This window comes from Endozoicomonas sp. SESOKO4, from assembly GCF_024606275.1.
This window is the reverse complement of the sequence record NZ_JAHHPS010000498.1, coordinates 22,633-40,819: the sequence shown is the minus strand read 5'-3', so window position 1 is coordinate 40,819 and position 18,187 is coordinate 22,633. Positions and strand designations below refer to the sequence as shown.

Genomic DNA, 18,187 nt, shown 5'->3' with positions numbered 1-18,187 from the left:
CTTCCGACATAGCCTTGACGAAAATTGCCATGAACAGCCCTGTTGTCATCGACAAGGACGCTGTATCTTCGCTCCCTCCACAAGTACCCAGTGTCGTTCAACCTCAGACGACTCTTTCGCTTGCAGAACAGATGTTTATTTGCAGACAGGTGATAAGACATCTGGCTCGGTAAGTCATCCTGCTGAAGGCCCGACCGTTGTCTCAGGTACTCACAGCACAGCTGCTCGATCATTAAAATTAAATCCACCTCCTGTGAAAAAACAAAGGAAGGCAGGCTCCAAAAAATACCGATGTGATCACTCTGGCTGTGAAAAATCTCTTGGCTCTCAAGCCTCATTGAACACTCACAAAAGTCAATATCACACCGGAGAGCGAACCTGCCCTGAGTGCCAGAAGACCTTACCAAACGCTCAAGTCCTGTCAGTTCACAAAAGAAAAGATCACACCCCGGAGCAAACTTGTCCAGAGTGCCAGAAGACCCTGCCAAACGCTCATGTCCTGTCAGTTCACAAAAGTCAATATCACAGCGGAGATCAAACCTGCCCTGAGTGCCATAAGGTTCTGTCAAACACCCAAGCCCTGTCGGTTCACAAAATTCAATATCACACCCCAGAGCAAACCTGCCCTGGGTGCCAGAAGGCTCTGCCAAACAAGAAAGCTTTGTCGGAACACAAAAGTCGATACCACACCGGAGAGCAAACCTGCCCTGAGTGCCAGAAGTCCCTGCCAAACGCGAAAGCCCTGTCGGATCACAGAAAGCAACACCGAAAACAAAAGTTTGATGATGCACAGTCAAGTGATTGATTTTTTCGGTTTGTGCAGCCCTGCACGACGTGTCCATGGCGCCAGTCGATCCACATACTATTTCGAATACCTCAAAAATACAGCTATTTATCTGAAAAGGAGAGCTATGACGGGATGCATTCATGCACGTATTCCCGGAGGCTATTTGTCTTTTACTCAAGGCGCAGCCATGGTTGGTGTTTGGTGCGTGGAGTCATACTTTCTCAGTCTGAAGCACATCCAGTACATTAATCCATAGAGCGTCATTGACCCCACTAATACTCCCCCCCAGGCTGCTGTCTGCCAGCATGCGATCAGAAGAAATCCTCCCAGACTGCCGCCCAGATAATAAGCAACAAGGTACAGAGCGGTAGCCGTAGCCTTGGCACGGGTGGCATGATGACTGACCCAGCCATAAGCCAGAGAGTGAACAAAGAATGCTCCGGAGCTGATCAGCAATAATCCGATAATGATTGTCGTCAAGGCCTGAAAACTGGCTATCCATAACCCACACATGCTAATAAATGTTCCGATCAACAGGCCTTGGGTGATGGTGTTTTGCTTACGCCAGTGCCCACTGAGTCGGGAAGAAATAGTGCCGCTCAGGTAGCAAAGAAAGATCAGTGCAGTCCAGCCCACAGGAAGAGAGTGGGGGGGAGCAATCAGTCTGAGACCCATGACAGTGTATAAATTGACGAACAGGGCAAAGTTTAGGCCACCAATTAATACAGCCAGTAACAATTTTGGATTATGCAGGTGCCCGGCAATAATACGGGTAGCTCCTTTAACACTGACCCCGGATTCTTGCTGAAAATGAACCGCTCTGGGCAATAACGCGTAGACAGTCAGAGCACATAGCAGACTGAACAGTGCCATGGCCGCAACGGCTGTCTCCCAGTTCCACTGTTCGGACACCAATCCCCCAAAGATACGGCCACTGATACCTCCCAGGGAGTTTGCGCTGATATAAGTGCCGACAGCCATCACGAGGGCGTTTTGGGTGAATTCTTCTGCCATGTAGGCCACTGCTACGGCAGCAAAACCTGCCAGAGCGACGCCCAGCAGTGCTCTGGCAACAATCATAACCGTCAAGCTGTTTGAAAGGAGTATGCCCAGTCCTGTCAGAGGTATCAGTGCCAGGCTAATCATCATCACAGGGTAACGTCCCAGCTTTTCTGAAAGAATGGCCCAGGGCAACAGTGACATTGCCAGACCGGCCGTACTTGCTGCCAGCAGGCCATTGGCCTTGAGCACAGATATCGAGAATTGATTAGCCATGACAGGAATCAATGGCTGAAACAGATACAGGTTACAGAATATCAGGAATGACCCCAGTGCCAGGGCAAAGGTGGCTTTTCGATAAGAGGGCGTGGCTAGATCAATCATGTTATTACTGCTACCTGAATGCTGAACTATATATTTTACAAGTCAATTTCTTGTGAGCTTATAGATTTCTGGAATGCTAATTTCTCTTTATTGAACCATGCTGTTGATTCACAATCCCATCCCGGAATAAAAAAATCTTCTGTGCAGTGTACAGCATCAAACTCAGTCGCTACTCGTTCCCAGTCTATATAATTATCATCTTCTGCATGAGGGAAGTTTTTTAATAAGTATTCATATTTTTCAGTGGAGTCAATATTAAATATTTTTGCTGTTTCTGAAACCTTAAATTGAGCAGCACTGGTTCCTAACCAAAAATTCAATCCATTTTCCCTGCACCATTCTATCCATGCAGTTGTACTTTTACCTTTTGGTATAAATACCTGGAATGAATGATAATCGTCAGTTGTTGTAAGTTGATTTGAAAACGCAGTAGCTTGGGAGCTTGTTGGCTCAGAGGGCTGAACAGGAGGTAAATTCATAGTAAATTCCTTATAGTTATTTATTCTTAGAGAGTTCATTCACCATAAAGTTCATAACAATCCGGCAACCGTGTCTGACAAATTCTTCCCGTTCGTTCCCGGGTTCTACCCCTCCACCTCACTCAGCTTTGCCTCACGGTTAAAGCAAACGTTGAATTTGAAGCCAGTGTGAGAATAAAGTTATATGAAGACAACCTTGCTATGTGCCTCTGCCGGAGGCTCGTTGCGCAGAGTGAACGCCAGGTCTGCTCTCTACCTTTCTCTGAGCCGCTAAAATTGGAAATTGTGATGGTCTGGCGAAAAAAACGGTTATCTGTCTCTGGCTGATTGAGCCTTCAAAGAGTTAGTAAGAGAGAGGTGCGTTATAAAGTCCTGATTCTTTCCATATGATCCAAATTCGCTAATTATGCGTAAACGCTCTAACATTGGGTTTTGAGACCTTAATTAATCACCGAAGAAAGGTGTTTTGTATGTTAAGAGTACTCTATCGTCTGCCTGACCTCTCCTTCGCCCAAAAGTTGAACGATCTTGCAGAAGCTGAAGGGGTTAACCACAACCGGATCCACATCGCTCACAAAGATCATCTGGCTACGCAAAAAAAACATCTGAATGATCTGTCCTTCCTCGAGGAATACGACACTGTCCACTCGGGTGGACGAGGGTTTCTCGTGGGCATCCTGTTGACAGTTCTGACCGGACTCTCGGTTCATGAGTTAACGGAGGGACATCCCGTTGCCTCAGTCGTTACCTTTTTCTCTTGCCTGGTGGTACTGGGTTACTCCACCTGGCTGGGAGGTTTGATCGGAGCTTCCAGTGACAACTTCAGGCTTCAACCTTTCCATGATCACATAGAGCAGGGTGGAAGTGTGGTCATGCTGGATGTTGAACCTGACTCCCTTTCAAAACTGATGCATGTGATTGCACAACACATCCCTGAGGCGGAACCGGCTGGCAGAAGCCAGAGGTTAGACAACCCATTTAAGGGATCATGGATTCTCAAAAAACACTCGTGAGGCTAGCTTATGAATCTGAAAACGCTGACTGCCATTGTTCGCCGGAAGCCGACCCACCTGGAATTGATCTCGGCTGAGGGTGACATCTATCTATGCCGCATTAACGATAAGGAGTGGCTTACCGAGCGTGCCGAAAAAAAACCCAAGGTCTTTCACAGCATCTTTGAGGCCAAATACACGTTAGGCAAATATCTGTCGGATCAGCTGGATATGGTCATGTCTACAACCTACGACGAAATGATCAGCTCAGGGGATTACCGCGAAGGTAGAACTATTCGTCATGGGCTTTCAAAAATTGATCGATAGCCTCGCACCAGCGATCACTTGATCGATCAGGTAACAGGCCCTGATCTCGTAGATCCAGCCTGAACTCCACAACGGAACGCCACTCCGGAGAGCCGAGATCAGGGCCGTGACCCATGGAGTCACCAGTGAATAGTATCGACTCTACAAACTCATACCAGCTTTCGGAACACATCGACTTTTTTTCTGACCCTTTAAAAGCAGAACACCCCGTCAGAAGCAAGCCGATGGTTAACCCTGTCAGAAGATAGTGTGACTGCATCACTTCCTCCCTCCATTCAGCGCCATAGTTGGATGATTAGTGTCAATAACACACTGATGATAATCATTGAGGTGACAGGAATGAAGACCTGAAAGTCATTACTCTTCCAATGGAGGTCACCGGGAAGGTGACCAAACCATTTCAACAGCCCTGGCGCAAAATGCAGAATCAGTCCAAGGGACACCAGAACCAGACCCACGAAAATCAACAGCTTTACCATGGTAACGGTTTTGCTTGGCAATATAGGATTTCAGAATAGGATAAAATGTCCGCTTTAGTCGATCAGACCCGCTTCACGGGCCTCAATGGTGAGGGTCTCGCGAAAGTCCGGATGAGAGATTGCAATCAGGGCCGCAGTACGATCTTTCAGTGACTTGTTGTGCACGTCGGCAACACCGTACTCTGTCACAATGAACATAGCGTCACTGCGTGGTGTGGTCACCGGAGTTCCGGCGGGCAGGGTCAGTTGAATACGGGATTCCAGACCGTTTTTGCCTTTGAAAACAGACGACAGGGCGATAAAGGACTTGCCACCTTTGGACATGCCTGCGCCGCGGACAAAATCAAGCTGACCACCTGTGCAGGAAATCTGGTTCAGGCCAACACCTTCAGCCGCAATCTGTCCCGTCAGGTCGCACATCAAAGCACCGTTGATGGAAATGAAATTATCCTGCTCCGCTATTTTTTCCGGCTTGTTCAGGGTTGGCAGGGGCATGACGTGGGCGTCGTCGTTGTTATCCAGAAAATCCAGAAGTTCACGACTACCGACGGCCAGTCCGTAAACCAGTTTGTTTTTGTCAATGGTTTTATTGCTGTTATCAATAGCGTCTTTTTTAATCAGGTGCAGCAGAGAGTCCGTCATCATTTCCGAATGCACGCCCAGGTTCTTTTTATTTTCCAAACCATAGGCAACCGCATCTGACAGTCCGCCAAAACCAACTTGAATGGTATCACCATCATTAATGTAAGGCAGAATGTGGCTGGCAATACTCTGTTCCAGTTCGCTTGGCTGTGCCTGGGGCGCGAAGGGCAGTTCGTGGCTGCATTCAACCAGTTTGTCAACCTGATCCACATGGATAAAGTTACTTTCACCTTTAAGGTAAGGTACCTGATCGTTGACAACTACTATAACCTTTTCGGTACTTTCAACAACGCTGTCGCCTAACAGGGCACCAATATGACCCAGACTCATAAAGCCATTTTCATCAGGCCGGGAAACTTCCATCAGCAGAACATTTGGCTTCATGATGTTTTTCATAAAGCTCTGTGTCTGCGAAAAATGCACAGAATTAATCTTTATATTGCCATGAGGTCCCAGGAATTTTCTTTCCAGTGGCCCGGTAAACAAGCAGTTGTAATTAATGTGGCCTTTAAATTCTGCCTTGAGAAAATCAAAAGGAAACATTAATAGTGCGCCGTATAATTCAACGTCTTTTAATTCATCTTTACGATGGCAAAGCTGTTTGAGAACCGGAATGGCAATACCATTGGCACCGCCAATCCAGACCCGGTCCCCGGATTGGATTTCATTGGCCGCATTGTCCAGGGGTGAACATTTACGATCGTAGGTAGATTGCCAGTTTTTGATATCAAATTGAGCAGTCACGATGACTCCTTTTTTGTCTGCTAATAGTGACCCATTTGATGAATGCCCCGTAAACATTGGAAACGCAGGGTCTTGTTTGAAAACGATAGGGTCTTCACTCTACATCAATGGCCCACTAAAAACTTGACAGGGCGCGCCATGTACTTGTTTGTTACCGACTGTGACTAAAGGCGTTGATTTGAATCATATTTCGAACTGTTTCAATACTAAACGCCGGAGGCTTGGGTATTTCGGTACTGCCTTGGTGACATACCTGTCCAGCTTTTAAATGCCCTTGAAAAGCTGCTTAAATCGCCAAATCCTAACTCATAAGCGACAGTGGACAGCGGTGTGTCACTGGACTCAATCAGGGCAATGGCTTTTTCATGGCGTATTTTGTTAACCAGCTCCCGGTAACTCAGCCCCAGCTCTGACAGTTTTCTCTGGAATGTACGACCGCTTATATTCATTAGGCCGGCCATTTTAGAAGTGGCCGGCGGAATAAGCGGGCTTAGTTCCAGCAGTGAGCGACTGACTCTTAAAACGAGGTTTTTTTGTTCAATCATTAACAGTTTTTTCTGTACCAGTGATTCAGTTGCCTGAAGTAACTCCGGGTCACTGGTCCGCAAAGGCAGATCCAGCGCATCGACACTGAATTCTATTCGATACTGAGACATGGAGAATTTCAGAGTGCACTCCAACTTGTCCTTGAGTTTTTTATGGTATGTGGGTTGTTCAAATGGCAAGTGTATCGTTATTTCAGTTTCATGGTCCCAGCGTATTACCCTGGCAACTGCTGAGACCAGGGCCATCATGCCGTGTTTGGTCAGGTTGACCTGTTTATCGACAGCGTCATTGTCAATTAATAATAATGACGCTGTCCCGGCTGTTTCATTGAAGATGATTCGCGTGGTTGTCGTGATCAGTGACTGATAAGTTTCCAGTTTTTCAATTCGTTGCCTGAGTGATGCAGAGCTCCATAAGACAATACCCAGTGACTTGAAATCAAGCGGTTGCAGTGAAAGCCCCAGATCGACAGGCAACAGGGGTTCATCCGTCTGCTCTACGGCCCAGTAAAGCAACCTGCGAGCGCCATCGACAGGGATTGGCCTGTCGCAGTATGACCCGCTTTCAAGAGGAATATTAAAATGCTCGGGAGGTAATGGACTGACCCCATGTTTCTGTAGTTGCAGATTAATCAGGTCAAACCATCGTCCACTGACCGTTCCGCGGTACTTATTAATCACTTCCGATGATGAATCGGTAAAAGATGTTTTACGGTGCATAAATTTCTGGTTTGTTGTAAAGGTGTGCTGAGAACAAGCAAACTTGGTGGATTAACCTTTCAGCATGGCCTCGCGGTCCAGCGACAAAAGACCCGACTGAACGAGCCGGAGTGCGGGTACACCCGTGTACGCAATGATGATAATGTTTGCATCACTGCTGTTCAGCATTTTCAATGCCTGTTGCAGATTATACCGCTCAAAAACAGACTTGAAACTGATCTTTTCCTCATTCCAAAAGAGGAGTATGTGTCCTTGGATCTTGATGGATTACTTATGCGGCAGAAGACAGTGTCGCAGAACGAATATACGTATTTCTTATCGTGAAAAATATTTCATCCCTGAGTGTGAAGAAGAATTGTTTCAGTTGTTCATGGCTGATTGATGTAATTTACTGACAAATGTCTGGGGGAGCCCCTTCTTATTACCGTTTAATCCACAATGGCCTGTGGTCAGAGATTCTCTATTCTCAATTTTGTGTTCAATAAACAAATGGGTAAAAAAGCAGTTTTCAAAGCCGGAAAACAATGGAAAAAGCTTATTTTTCAGCCCCGAGACAAAAAGTCAGCAGAGTTGAGGGGCGTATTTGAATGTCCTTTAAAATGACCATTAGGCCAGCTGGCGGAAAAATAAGAGTGAACTTACTCTATGGATTAAAGGTCTAATTAATTGACACATATCAATACTGCAGTGGGGCTGATCCATTAGGTTTGCACACTCGATTTGTGCGAATTGCTTATAAAGTGATCACCCGATTGGTGATTTCCGTACCGTGAAAGGGTCTTTCAGACAGATGACACGCTATGGAAGTTGGAATGATCAAACAGCCTGGAGCTGGGGGTTTAGCCTTTCCCTGATTATCACCTGATTATCAGAAAGGGCGCGAACTCTATTATAAATAAAGTAGGTACAGTATGGGTGAAACTCAATCTCTATTCGAACGCATGGCCAGCACGAGCCTGGTGCTGAGGATTCTCATTGGTATTTTGCTGGGTGCAGGCCTGGCGGTCGTTGCTCCCGATACAGCTCTTTCTTTCTCTGTTCTGGGCTCTTTGTTCGTCGGTGCTCTCAAGGCCGTAGCGCCGGTTCTGGTTTTTATGCTGGTGGCTGCCTCTATTGCCAACCAGAAAAAAGGTCAGCATACCAACATGAAACCCGTGATTGGCTTGTACCTGATTGGTACTCTGGCTGCTTCTCTGACGGCTGTTGTCATGAGCTTTGCCTTTCCGGTCACTCTGACTCTGGTCACCAATGAAGCCAGCGCCAATCCTCCACAGGGTGTTGGCGAAGTACTGAACACCCTGCTGTTCAGCATTGTCCAGAACCCTGTTGAAGCCCTGATGAGCGGCAACTTTATCGGTATCCTGGCTTGGGCCGTTGCTCTGGGTCTCGCGCTGCATCGTGCTTCAGATACCACCAAACGTGTGGTTCACGACCTTTCCGATGCGGTATCCAACGTCGTTCGCTTTGTTATCCAGCTGGCACCTTTTGGCATTTTCGGTTTGGTAGCCAACACAGTAGCCAAGACTGGTTTCTCTGCCCTGGCTGAGTACGGCCAGCTGCTGATGGTTTTGATCAGCTGCATGTTGATTATTGCGCTGGTTGTAAACCCACTAATCGTGTTTGCCAAACTGAAGCGCAACCCATACCCGCTGATTTTCCAATGTCTGCGCGAAAGCGGTGTAACCGCATTCTTTACCCGTAGTTCTGCTGCCAACATTCCAGTGAACATGGAACTGTGCAAAAAGCTGGATCTACATGAAGATACCTACTCGGTATCCATACCTTTGGGGGCGACCATCAACATGGCAGGCGCTGCTATCACCATCACTGTGATGACCCTCGCCGCAGTTAACACTCTGGGTATTCAGGTAGACATGCCAACCGCTCTGATTCTAAGTGTGATCGCTGCCATCTCGGCCTGTGGCGCTTCCGGTGTTGCAGGTGGCTCTCTGCTGCTGATTCCACTGGCTTGCAGTCTTTTCGGGATCTCTGCCGATGTGGCCATGCAGGTGGTTGCTGTCGGTTTTATCATCGGCGTTATCCAGGATTCTGCTGAAACCGCTCTAAACAGTTCAACCGACGTTGCGTTCACTGCTGCAGCATGCATCTCTGCTGAAGAAAGCGGTCAGGTCGTTCAGGTGACCCGGGAGGTCAATGCCTGAGACTGAAGTACTATCCAGTCCATAAAAACCGCCAGCTGATCCTGGCGGTTTTTTTTATGATGAAACAATCAGGAAGCTCTGAGATCGAATCGGTCAAGATTCATCACTTTGACCCAGGCGGCAGCAAAATCATGAACAAACTTCTCGCCAGCATCGGATGAACCGTAGACTTCAGCCACAGCACGCAGTTCGGAGTCAGAGCCAAAAATCAGGTCTACACGGGTTGCACTCCACTGACTGGCACCGGTTTTACGATCATGACCTTCAAAAATATCTTCATCCACAGACGTCGGTTTCCACTCAGTATTCATATTCAGCAGATTGATGAAGAAATCATTGGTCAGTGCATCTGTTTTAGAGGTAAAAACCCCATGCTGACTCTGGTCACTGTTGGTATTGAGAACACGCATGCCTCCAATAAGCACCGTCATTTCAGGAATGGTCAGGGTCAACAGCTGAGCCTTGTCGATTAAAAGTGCTTCAACAGGTACATCTGTGGTTTTTTTCTGATAGTTTCTGAAGCCGTCTGTCATGGGCTCCAGTAGCCGAAAGCTCTGAACATCCGTTTGCTGCTGTAAAGCATCCATACGACCAGGGGTGAATACCAGTTCAATATCGTGGCCAGCATTTTTAGCAGACTGTTCAATGGCTGCACAACCGCCCAGAACAATCAGGTCGGCCAGGGAAATCTTTTTATTACCTGATTGAGAGCCATTGAACGCTTGCTGGATATCTTCAAGTTGCTGCAGAACACGTGAGAGTTGTTCTGGTCTATTAACCGCCCAGTTTTTCTGCGGCTCAAGTCGGATTCGAGCGCCATTGGCACCTCCACGCATATCCGAACCTCTGAAGGTTGAGGCAGAAGCCCAGGCGGTTGATACCAGTTCGCGGATGGAGAGGGTCGAATCGAGAATCTGCTGCTTAAGTGCCTCTTGATCATCTTTATCCACCAGTTCATGATCAACAGGTGGAACGGGGTCTTGCCAGATCATCACTTCGCTGGGCACTTCCGGACCCAGGTAGCGTGCTCTGGGCCCCATGTCTCTGTGAGTCAGCTTAAACCAGGCGCGGGCAAAGGCATCGGCAAACTGATCCGGGTTTTTATAAAAGTTTCTGGATATTTCCTCGTATGCTGGATCAACCCGGAGCGACAGATCGGTGGTTAGCATGGTGGGCTGATGACGTTTTGCTGGTTCATGAGCGTCAGGAATGGTGGCTTCACTGTCCTTGGCCATCCATTGATAAGCTCCGGCCGGGCTTTTGGTCAGTTCCCATTCGTATTTAAACAGATTTTCAAAATACAGGTTGCTCCACTGGGTAGGCTGGCTGGTCCAGGTGACTTCAGGACCACCCGTGATGGTATCACCGGCTTTACCGCATCCATGGCTGCTGCTCCATCCCAGTCCCTGTTCGGTGATGTCTGCCGCTTCGGGCTCAGGACCAACCAGAGAAGGGTCACCCGCCCCGTGAGATTTGCCAAAAGTATGACCACCAGCAATCAGGGCAACGGTTTCCTCATCGTTCATGGCCATGCGGGCAAAAGTACTGCGAATTTCCATAGCAGCGGCTTTCGGATCAGGGTTGCCATCGGGGCCTTCGGGGTTAACGTAGATCAGGCCCATCTCGACCGCGGCCAGTGGCTTTTCCAGGTCGCGTTCACCGATGTGGCGCTCATCACCCAGCCAGGTTTTTTCGTTGCCCCAGTATATGTCTTTTTCTGATTCCCAGATATCCACTCGTCCGCCGGCAAAGCCAAAGGTTTTAAAGCCCATGGCTTCGAGGGCTACATTGCCTGCGAGAATCATTAGGTCGGCCCAGGACAGTTTTTTGCCATATTTCTGTTTAACAGGCCAGAGCAAACGACGGGCTTTGTCGAGATTGGCATTGTCCGGCCAACTGTTGAGCGGTGCAAAACGCTGGCTACCTGTGCCTGCACCGCCCCGGCCATCAAGGGTCCGGTAGGTTCCGGCACTGTGCCAGGCCATTCGTACAAAGAGAGGGCCATAATGACCAAAATCTGCTGGCCACCAGGGCTGGGAATCAGTCATCAGTGTTTCCAGGTCAGTTTTGACTGCTTTGAGGTCCAGAGTGTTGAACTCAGCCGCATAATCGAAATGCGCGCCCATCGGGTTAGAGGCATCACCGTGTTGTCGGAGAATTTCCAGCTTTAACCGATTGGGCCACCAATCCTGATTGGAAGTGCCGCCGCCAGCGGTATGATGCAAAACCGGACATTGACTAGCAGACATACAGTGCCTCCGATTCATTCCTGCAGTGATGTAGATCAAACTTCTTAAGGTCAAGATAGCCGCTTGAATGCGTCAAAGAAATTGTGTGATTACGATGAGGCTACCCAAATGCAGTTGGATTTTAGCCAAGGGGTATGGTGACTAGAAGTGTAAGAGCCATTGGCTGCGTACGCAAATGATAAGGTGATTGCTTACGAGACAGGCTTTCAGTCCCAGTCAATCATTGCTCAATAAGTTCTGGATCAATGATCAAAGTTCCTGAGCAAGCTGAATTGAGTGAGGCGTGAAGCCCTGCGATCAAATGTCCGGGTGGCTTTACATTGAAGCTGGTTATGATGACCAATCATTGCATCGGCAAAATCGTAACCGTTGGTATAATCATCAAGGGCTTTGAGCGTGGCCTGATAATCCTGCGTCAGGCACTTTTGCAACTGAATAACGGCTCTTAATTTCTGACATTGCTGACCTGGACTGACTTGATAGTAGTGAGTGAGTACCCAGGCACTTTCTACTTCAGTTCTGCATTATGAACGCCGCCAACCACCATCAGCAAGTCAATGGGAGGGTGGTTATAGAATCCATAGTCAGGATTCACGCTATATCCGGCGCGGGCAGAAACAGTTTCACCAGTCTCTCTTATCAGAAAGACATTAAAAGGCTTGTGGTCTGCACAGACCCGACTGGCTGTTGAAAATACTTCAAAAGAACCGGAAAAATCCAGTACTTCTGCATTGTCGTATATATAAATGGCAATGTTCATGGATTCTTATTCTTGATTTGGCTACTAATGAGTTTCCCGAATATAAAGAGATCTGAACAGTGGGGCAAGCTACAGAGCAGAGATACCAGACTCCTCTCAGCTCTGAATGTTGTTGGCTTTAATGCTCTGATAGCTCCAGCTGGCTTTGGGCCAGCGAAATCCTGTGTTTATCGAGGTTTTTGATCAATCAAGGTGAGCGCCGATGATCTCAGCGCCTGCTGCATTTGATTTCAAACCCTGTCTGTTGATACCAGGTTTTTGTCTGAATTTCGCTCCAAAAAGGACATCAGTTGTTCTTTATTCGGATTTGCGAACATGCTAAACAAGATGTGTTCACAGGTCTTTCCTGAAATCAAACTCATCTTTTCAACTTTGTGTTGTGACCAGAGGTTCTATGTGCTTGCCCTGAAGGGATTTAGAAAATGTAATGGATACAAAAACTGACATCAGGATCGGCTTCAAGAGCCCATTGATGTTTACCCTTGACAGGGACAAACACCAGATAGGTATCAGTGTTGCTAAAGCCGAAGCTTTTGGACATGGACTGTCATTCCCCGATTAGCTTGGTCGGGCTCAGGTAAGAACCAGCATTCAGTTGTCATTGACTAGATTGTAATTGTTATAATATAACATAACAAATTAGGGTGTACTCACCTGTATATTTACCTCAACCGGAACTATCCGTCATGACTCAACTCCCCGTCACTGTGCTGTCAGGCTTTCTTGGCGCAGGAAAAACTACTGTACTAAGCCATATTCTGAATAACCGCCAGGGTAAAAAAGTGGCCGTTATCGTTAACGATATGAGCGAAATCAATATTGATGCAACTCAGGTTCAAAACGAAGTGTCGCTGAGCCATCAGGAAGAGAAGCTGGTGGAAATGAGCAATGGCTGCATTTGTTGTACCCTGCGTGAAGATCTGTTGCTGGAGATCAACAAATTGGCCCGGGAGGGGCACTTTGATTATCTGGTGATTGAATCCACCGGCATTTCCGAGCCTTTACCCGTCGCTGAAACCTTTACCTTTGCCGATGAAAAGGGTAAATCGCTTTCTGATGTCGCCACGCTGGATACGATGGTCACAGTGGTGGATGCAGTGAACTTCCTCAAGGATTATGACGAGGCCAAATACCTTCAGGATACCGGAGAGTCTCTGGGGGAAGAGGATGAACGCAGTGTTGCTGACTTACTGGTAGATCAAGTCGAGTTCGCCGATATACTGTTAATCAGCAAAACCGATTTGATAGAACAGCGCGAGCAGGAACGTTTGACTGCGATCCTGAAAACACTCAATACCAATGCCCGAATCATTCCCATTACTCATGGTCAGGTAAATGTTGACGATGTATTAAACACTGGGCTGTTTGATTTTGAGCGGGCACAATTAGCGCCGGGCTGGCTTAAAGAAATGCGCGGCGAACATGTGCCGGAAACGGAAGAATACGGCATTGGAAGTTTTAGTTACACCGCTCGCCGACCCTTTCATCCGGAAAAGTTTTATCAGTTTCTCCACACGGCAAGAGACTATGGAAAACTGATTCGATCTAAAGGGTACTTTTGGTTGGCCACTCGTCCGGAATTTGCAGGCCAATGGAGTCAGGCTGGTGGTATCGCGCGCTATGGTTTTGCAGGGATGTTTTGGAAAGCTATCCCGAAAGAGAACTGGCCTACCGATGAAGATTACCTTGCCTCGATTAAAAGTAACTGGGTAGATCCCTTCGGCGATATGCGGCAGGAGCTTGTTTTCATCGGTCAGGCTTTAGATCAACAGGCCATTACTAAAGCCCTCGACGATTGCTTATTAACAGAAGGCGAGGTTCTCAAAGGTAAAGAGCACTGGGCAACTTTGAGTGATCCTTTTCCTGACTGGGGAGAAAATCAATGAGCTCAACATCACCAGGGCAATGCCCGTTGACTGAAGATCAGATTAAACAGGCTGCCGAGTCTGACTACATGAATAGTGAGCAACTGGATTTTTTCAAGCACCGACTATTGGTGCTTCACGAATCGACGGAAGCTCGAATTCAAGAAGCCAAAAATCAAATGGCCAGCCCACCAGAGTTGAATGATGATAGTGACAGAGCATCTTGGGAAGAAGAGTGCAGTACTTCTTTGCGTATTTTAGAACGAGAACAAAAATTACTATCCAAGATCAGACTGTCACTGCAGCGTATACGATCAGGTAGCTACGGTTATTGTCTTGAGTCGGATGAACCCATAGGCATACCTCGTCTTTTAGCAAGACCCACAACAGAATACTGTGCCGAAGTGAAAGCCCGGATTGAATACAAGGAGCAGGTGTACCGAGACTGAGGGTTTCGGTAGTTGTGGAGTGGAGAAGACGGTAATTCGGCCTATAGTGATTGCAGTGAAACTCTATTTCATTCATATGGAGGCTTAACTAGTATGCTTTCTATTGAGATGGACAGGGAAGACGGCATTGCCTTTCTGGAACCCCATGGACCTCTTTCAAAAGAGGACTTTGTTTCTGCCGCCCAACAGATTGATCCTCTGATTGAAGAGAGGGGTGGGCTGGCTGGGCTGATTATCCATACCGATCATTTTCCCGGTTGGGAATCCTTTGGTGCTCTGGTCAGCCACATTCGATTTGTGAAAAACCATCACAAACATCTGAGAAAAATTGCCATTGTCACGGATGCAAGAGAGGGCGGTCCAAGAGAAAAAATAGCAAGGCATTTTATTGCTGCAAAAATCAGGCACTTCAGATACGAGCAGCTGGAGGCGGCAAAGCTCTGGATTCTGGAAGAGGATTAAAACACAAGTGAACGGGCCGATTTGTGCGAGCATTACCTTTTTGCCGGGCGGCCAGGTGCTCGGAGTTATTCATGCAGAGCCAGCTCGCGCATACGCTGGGCAAGTTGACTGTATTCCTGATCCAGTTGTTTGATGGTGGCTCTGAAAATGACAGCGTACATAGGCATTTTTTCGTTAGGTGGCGTAAAGTATCAGGCGCAGGAATCCATTGAAACAAACCCCGGTAAAGAGCGAATACGTGAAATCCAGCGTTGGATCCCCGGATACTGTGACAACTCAAAACCGCCTTCGTGGGCGACATGGGTGTACCCAAACAAAGATACGTCAGCCGTTGTAAGTTGCTCGCCAACCAGAAAAGCGGTTTTCGAAAGCCGCTGCTCCATGACCTTAAGAGCTTTGTGGCCGCCTTCCTGTTTCCTTTCGAACTCTTCCCGTCGATTGTCCGGCATGCCCAGATACTTGTTAATGAAGCGGGCAACGGCAATATAAGGTTCATGGCTGTATTGCTCAAAAAACTGCCATTGCTGGTTTTTTGCCTGTAAAAAAGGGTCCGTCGGCAACAGCTCAGAATCTCTGGCCAGGAAGTTCAGGATGGCATTGGATTCACTGAGAATGCGGCCATCATCAAGCTCCAGCAAAGGAATTTTGCCGTTAGGGTTTTTGGCGAGAAAATCCGGAGTCTGGGTTTCATTATTCAGAATATCAATGGCAACCCATTCATGATTCAGGTCAAGCAGGGCAGTGAGCAGTTTGATTTTGTAACAGTTGCCGGACTGGATATCGCCATATATTTTCATTCTTGGGGTTCTACCTACCATTGAGCCACTGATGTTTTGAGTGATATTGTGCCAGTACTTTTTATCGAAAGGTAGATATCAGTCTCTTAAGAGCTGGCAAGAGTATGAACTCTTGAGACTATAAGGGCCTGAAAAACAGGCCCTGAGAGGGATAGTTAACGGCTGGCAGTTTGTTTTTTCTGTATCTGAATCAGGTCCACCAGAACCATTCCAGCTTCCTTGATAAAGGCGTCGGTTTCTTTCTTTTTCTTCTTGGTTTCAGTAGAGGCTTCTTCCTGTTCTGCTTCTTCCAGTTCATCCAGGTTATTCAAAAGGGGTTCACCCTTGGCCTTTCTTAGCCGGTTCTCAATGGCCAGTCTCTGACTGCGCATGGTCTGGATTTCGTGCTTGCGCTTTGCTTCGTTAAGTGACACTTTTTCCTGGTTTTCGTAGCGAGACAGGTAGTCTTTCATTTCGTTCAGGTAGACAAAATCCGGATCCTCGTGCGTCCGCTTGCGGTGCTTTTCATCGAGAGGTTTCAGAAAAGGTTTCATGTCTGAGTACTTTCTGTATGGGATCGGCTTGATGGTATCCCAGGGCAGGGCATCAGGCAGCTTGCTTTCGCCGATATCACGGCCATCGTACAGCGATGGAAAGGCGATGTCGGGCAGTACGCCCTGGTTCTGGGTGCTCTGACCGGAAATGCGGTAGAACTTGGCCAGAGTCAGTTTCAGCTGTCCGTGGTTAAGCGGCTGAATGCTCTGAACAGTACCTTTTCCGTAAGTCTGACCACCAATCACCAGTGCCCGTCCATAGTCTTGCATGGCGCCGGCAAAGATTTCTGAAGCAGAAGCACTCAGTCGGTCAACTACAACAGCCATGGGACCACTGTATACCTGAGTCGGGTCCGGGTCTTGCTGACGCTCGGTGCGTCCTCTGCTGTCCCTGACCAGAACCGTTGGACCCTGCTCAATGAACAGGCCAGTCAGTTCGTTGGCTTCCTGTAAGGAGCCGCCGCCATTGCCTCGCAGGTCTATAATCAGGCCGTCCAGGTTTTCTTTCTTGAAATTATCAAGCAGCTTGCGCACGTCGCGCGTTGTGCTCTTGTAATTGGGGTCGCCGGACTGGGCGGCCTTAAAGTCAATGTAGAAGGTAGGTATTTCGATAACACCCACACGCTTGGTCTTATTATTCTGTTTAAACTCAAGAATGTGGCTTTTGGCATCCTGTTCTTCCAGCTTGACTTTGTCCCTGATAATTTCATAAATACGGGTGTTACTGCTTTTGCTGGAGCCTGGAATAATTTCCAGTCTGACCAGAGTTTTCTTTTTACCGCGGATCAGATTAACCACATCATCCAGACGCATGCCCACGACGTCCTCCAGCGTGCCTTTGAGGCCCTGGCCAACGCTGATGATTTTGTCGCCAGGTTTCAGTTGGCCTGCTTTATCGGCAGGACCACCGGGGACCACGCTGACCACTTTGGTGTATTCATCCTCCGAGGACAGAACCGCACCAATGCCTTCCAGAGAAAGACTCATGTTAATGTCAAAGTTCTCGGCAGTCTGGGGCGAGAAGTACTGGGTGTGGGGATCAAAAATTCCGGTAAAAGAATTAATGTAAGTCTGGAAAACGTCTTCGCTCTTACTCTGATGCAATCGGCGCAACAGGTTGGTGTTGCGTCGAGTCAACTGATCTGCAATTTCTTCATCAGTTTTGTTGTTCAGCTTCAGGGTCAGTACACTGTCTTTGAACTGTTTTCTCCAAAGGTCTCGCTGGTTCTTTTTATTGGCCAGCCAGGGCTGTTCCTTGCGGTCAACAATCAGGTCTTCGTTCTTTTTCAGATCCAGTTTGTTAACACCCTGCTTGACCAGAGCCAGCATGTAGCGGGCACGTTCTTCTGCCCTGACTGTGTATCGATTGAATATTTCAAAAGCTGGTTTCAGGTCGCCGCTTTTAAGAGAGCTGTCGAGCTTTTCTTTATAAGGGGCAAACTGGGCAATGTCGCTTTGCAGGAAGAAGCTGCGGTTGGGGTCCAAACGGTCGAGATAGCGCTGAAATACTTTTTCTCCACTCTCTTTGTTCAGGTCAATTTTGCGATAATGGTTGCGTGACAGCAGTTGCACCACATTGACACTGGCAATGGCCTGTTGCAGGCTGGGTTTTAGTTCGTCAATGGGGCGGTCAAGATTCTGATCAGCGGCAAAAACCGAACTGGTGGTTATACAGAGCGCGGTGAACAGGGCAAAAAAAACCGATGGTATTTTCCTGGCGTTTAGCAGGGTCGGTATCATGGATTGTGAAGCTCCGTGTCGTTTTTCGATATCGGGTGTGCCGCCTCGGCTCATGAAGGAATAAGTCCTGTT

General features: G+C 47.8%; 20 protein-coding genes. 8 read left to right on the top strand and 12 right to left on the bottom strand.

The window, feature by feature from the left end:
• Positions 1–233, bottom strand: a 233-nt coding sequence (locus KDK16_RS09780; protein WP_257275841.1) for a hypothetical protein, incomplete at its 3' end; no start/stop codon positions are given.
• A 20-nt stretch (positions 234–253) separates the two neighbouring features.
• On the opposite strand from KDK16_RS09780, the gene KDK16_RS09775 reads away from it, so the two are divergent.
• Positions 254–805 (top strand): C2H2-type zinc finger protein, encoded by a 552-nt coding sequence (locus tag KDK16_RS09775; protein ID WP_257275840.1) that lies wholly within the window; start codon positions 254–256, stop codon positions 803–805.
• A gap of 156 nt (positions 806–961) precedes the next feature.
• Here the strand turns inward: KDK16_RS09775 and KDK16_RS09770 are convergent, their stop codons facing one another.
• Complete coding sequence (locus KDK16_RS09770; RefSeq protein ID WP_257252946.1) at positions 962–2,170, bottom strand: MFS transporter; 1,209 nt, start codon at positions 2,168–2,170, stop codon at positions 962–964.
• Positions 2,171–2,205: 35 nt separating this feature from the next.
• Positions 2,206–2,649: a hypothetical protein gene (locus KDK16_RS09765; protein WP_257275838.1), complete on the bottom strand. Its 444-nt coding sequence runs from the start codon at positions 2,647–2,649 to the stop codon at positions 2,206–2,208.
• Between the two features lie 470 nt (positions 2,650–3,119).
• Between KDK16_RS09765 and KDK16_RS09760 the strand changes: the two genes are divergently transcribed.
• Positions 3,120–3,662, top strand: coding sequence for a hypothetical protein (locus tag KDK16_RS09760; RefSeq protein ID WP_257275836.1), 543 nt, complete (start codon positions 3,120–3,122; stop codon positions 3,660–3,662).
• Positions 3,663–3,671: 9 nt separating this feature from the next.
• Entirely contained in the window at positions 3,672–3,968 is a 297-nt protein-coding gene (locus KDK16_RS09755; RefSeq protein ID WP_257255361.1) for a DUF6482 family protein, read from the top strand.
• Here KDK16_RS09755 and KDK16_RS09750 read toward each other — a convergent pair.
• From KDK16_RS09750 to KDK16_RS09735, 4 genes are all read right to left on the bottom strand, one after another.
• On the bottom strand, positions 3,934–4,227 hold the full coding sequence (locus KDK16_RS09750; protein WP_257255362.1) for a hypothetical protein: 294 nt from the start codon (positions 4,225–4,227) through the stop codon (positions 3,934–3,936). The genes KDK16_RS09755 and KDK16_RS09750 overlap by 35 nt on opposite strands.
• A 16-nt stretch (positions 4,228–4,243) precedes the next feature.
• Positions 4,244–4,447, bottom strand: a complete 204-nt coding sequence (locus tag KDK16_RS09745) for a DUF2905 domain-containing protein (protein ID WP_257255363.1) — start codon at positions 4,445–4,447, stop codon at positions 4,244–4,246.
• A 54-nt stretch (positions 4,448–4,501) separates the two neighbouring features.
• Positions 4,502–5,833, bottom strand: a complete 1,332-nt coding sequence (locus KDK16_RS09740; RefSeq protein WP_257275835.1) for an acetyl-CoA hydrolase/transferase C-terminal domain-containing protein — start codon at positions 5,831–5,833, stop codon at positions 4,502–4,504.
• 206 nt (positions 5,834–6,039) lie between these two features.
• Entirely contained in the window at positions 6,040–7,098 is a 1,059-nt protein-coding gene (locus KDK16_RS09735) for an AraC family transcriptional regulator (RefSeq protein ID WP_257275834.1), read from the bottom strand.
• A gap of 911 nt (positions 7,099–8,009) precedes the next feature.
• Here KDK16_RS09735 and sstT point away from each other — a divergent pair.
• Entirely contained in the window at positions 8,010–9,260 is a 1,251-nt protein-coding gene (gene sstT, locus KDK16_RS09730; RefSeq protein ID WP_257275833.1) for a serine/threonine transporter SstT, read from the top strand.
• Positions 9,261–9,328: 68 nt separating this feature from the next.
• Here sstT and katG read toward each other — a convergent pair whose 3' ends face one another.
• From katG to KDK16_RS09715, 3 genes are all read right to left on the bottom strand, one after another.
• Complete coding sequence (katG, locus tag KDK16_RS09725; RefSeq protein WP_257275832.1) at positions 9,329–11,509, bottom strand: catalase/peroxidase HPI; 2,181 nt, start codon at positions 11,507–11,509, stop codon at positions 9,329–9,331.
• Positions 11,510–11,751: 242 nt separating this feature from the next.
• Positions 11,752–11,940, bottom strand: a complete 189-nt coding sequence (locus KDK16_RS09720; RefSeq protein ID WP_257275830.1) for a hypothetical protein — start codon at positions 11,938–11,940, stop codon at positions 11,752–11,754.
• 77 nt (positions 11,941–12,017) lie between these two features.
• Positions 12,018–12,269 carry a hypothetical protein gene (locus KDK16_RS09715; RefSeq protein WP_257275828.1) on the bottom strand — a complete coding sequence of 84 codons (252 nt, stop codon included), beginning with the start codon at positions 12,267–12,269 and terminating at the stop codon, positions 12,018–12,020.
• A gap of 427 nt (positions 12,270–12,696) precedes the next feature.
• Here KDK16_RS09715 and KDK16_RS09710 point away from each other — a divergent pair, with 427 nt between their 5' ends.
• The 4 genes from KDK16_RS09710 to KDK16_RS09695 all read left to right on the top strand — a co-directional run bounded on the left by KDK16_RS09710 (position 12,697) and on the right by KDK16_RS09695 (position 15,045).
• Positions 12,697–12,831, top strand: coding sequence for a hypothetical protein (locus tag KDK16_RS09710; RefSeq protein ID WP_257275827.1), 135 nt, complete (start codon positions 12,697–12,699; stop codon positions 12,829–12,831).
• Positions 12,832–12,955: 124 nt separating this feature from the next.
• Positions 12,956–14,155 (top strand): zinc metallochaperone GTPase ZigA, encoded by a 1,200-nt coding sequence (gene zigA, locus KDK16_RS09705; RefSeq protein ID WP_257275826.1) that lies wholly within the window; start codon positions 12,956–12,958, stop codon positions 14,153–14,155.
• Entirely contained in the window at positions 14,152–14,583 is a 432-nt protein-coding gene (locus tag KDK16_RS09700) for a TraR/DksA C4-type zinc finger protein (RefSeq protein ID WP_257275825.1), read from the top strand. Before zigA ends, KDK16_RS09700 begins: the two co-directional genes overlap by 4 nt.
• Positions 14,584–14,676: 93 nt before the next feature.
• A complete protein-coding gene (locus tag KDK16_RS09695; RefSeq protein ID WP_257275823.1) occupies positions 14,677–15,045 on the top strand; it encodes an STAS/SEC14 domain-containing protein in 369 nt (122 codons plus the stop codon).
• Positions 15,046–15,236: 191 nt separating this feature from the next.
• On the opposite strand, the gene KDK16_RS09690 is transcribed toward KDK16_RS09695, so the two are convergent.
• Both KDK16_RS09690 and KDK16_RS09685 read right to left on the bottom strand, forming a co-directional pair.
• On the bottom strand, positions 15,237–15,863 hold the full coding sequence (locus KDK16_RS09690; protein ID WP_257275822.1) for a glutathione S-transferase family protein: 627 nt from the start codon (positions 15,861–15,863) through the stop codon (positions 15,237–15,239).
• 134 nt (positions 15,864–15,997) lie between these two features.
• Complete coding sequence (locus KDK16_RS09685) at positions 15,998–18,169, bottom strand: carboxy terminal-processing peptidase (protein WP_257275821.1); 2,172 nt, start codon at positions 18,167–18,169, stop codon at positions 15,998–16,000.
• Between the last annotated feature and the right edge of the window lie 18 nt (positions 18,170–18,187).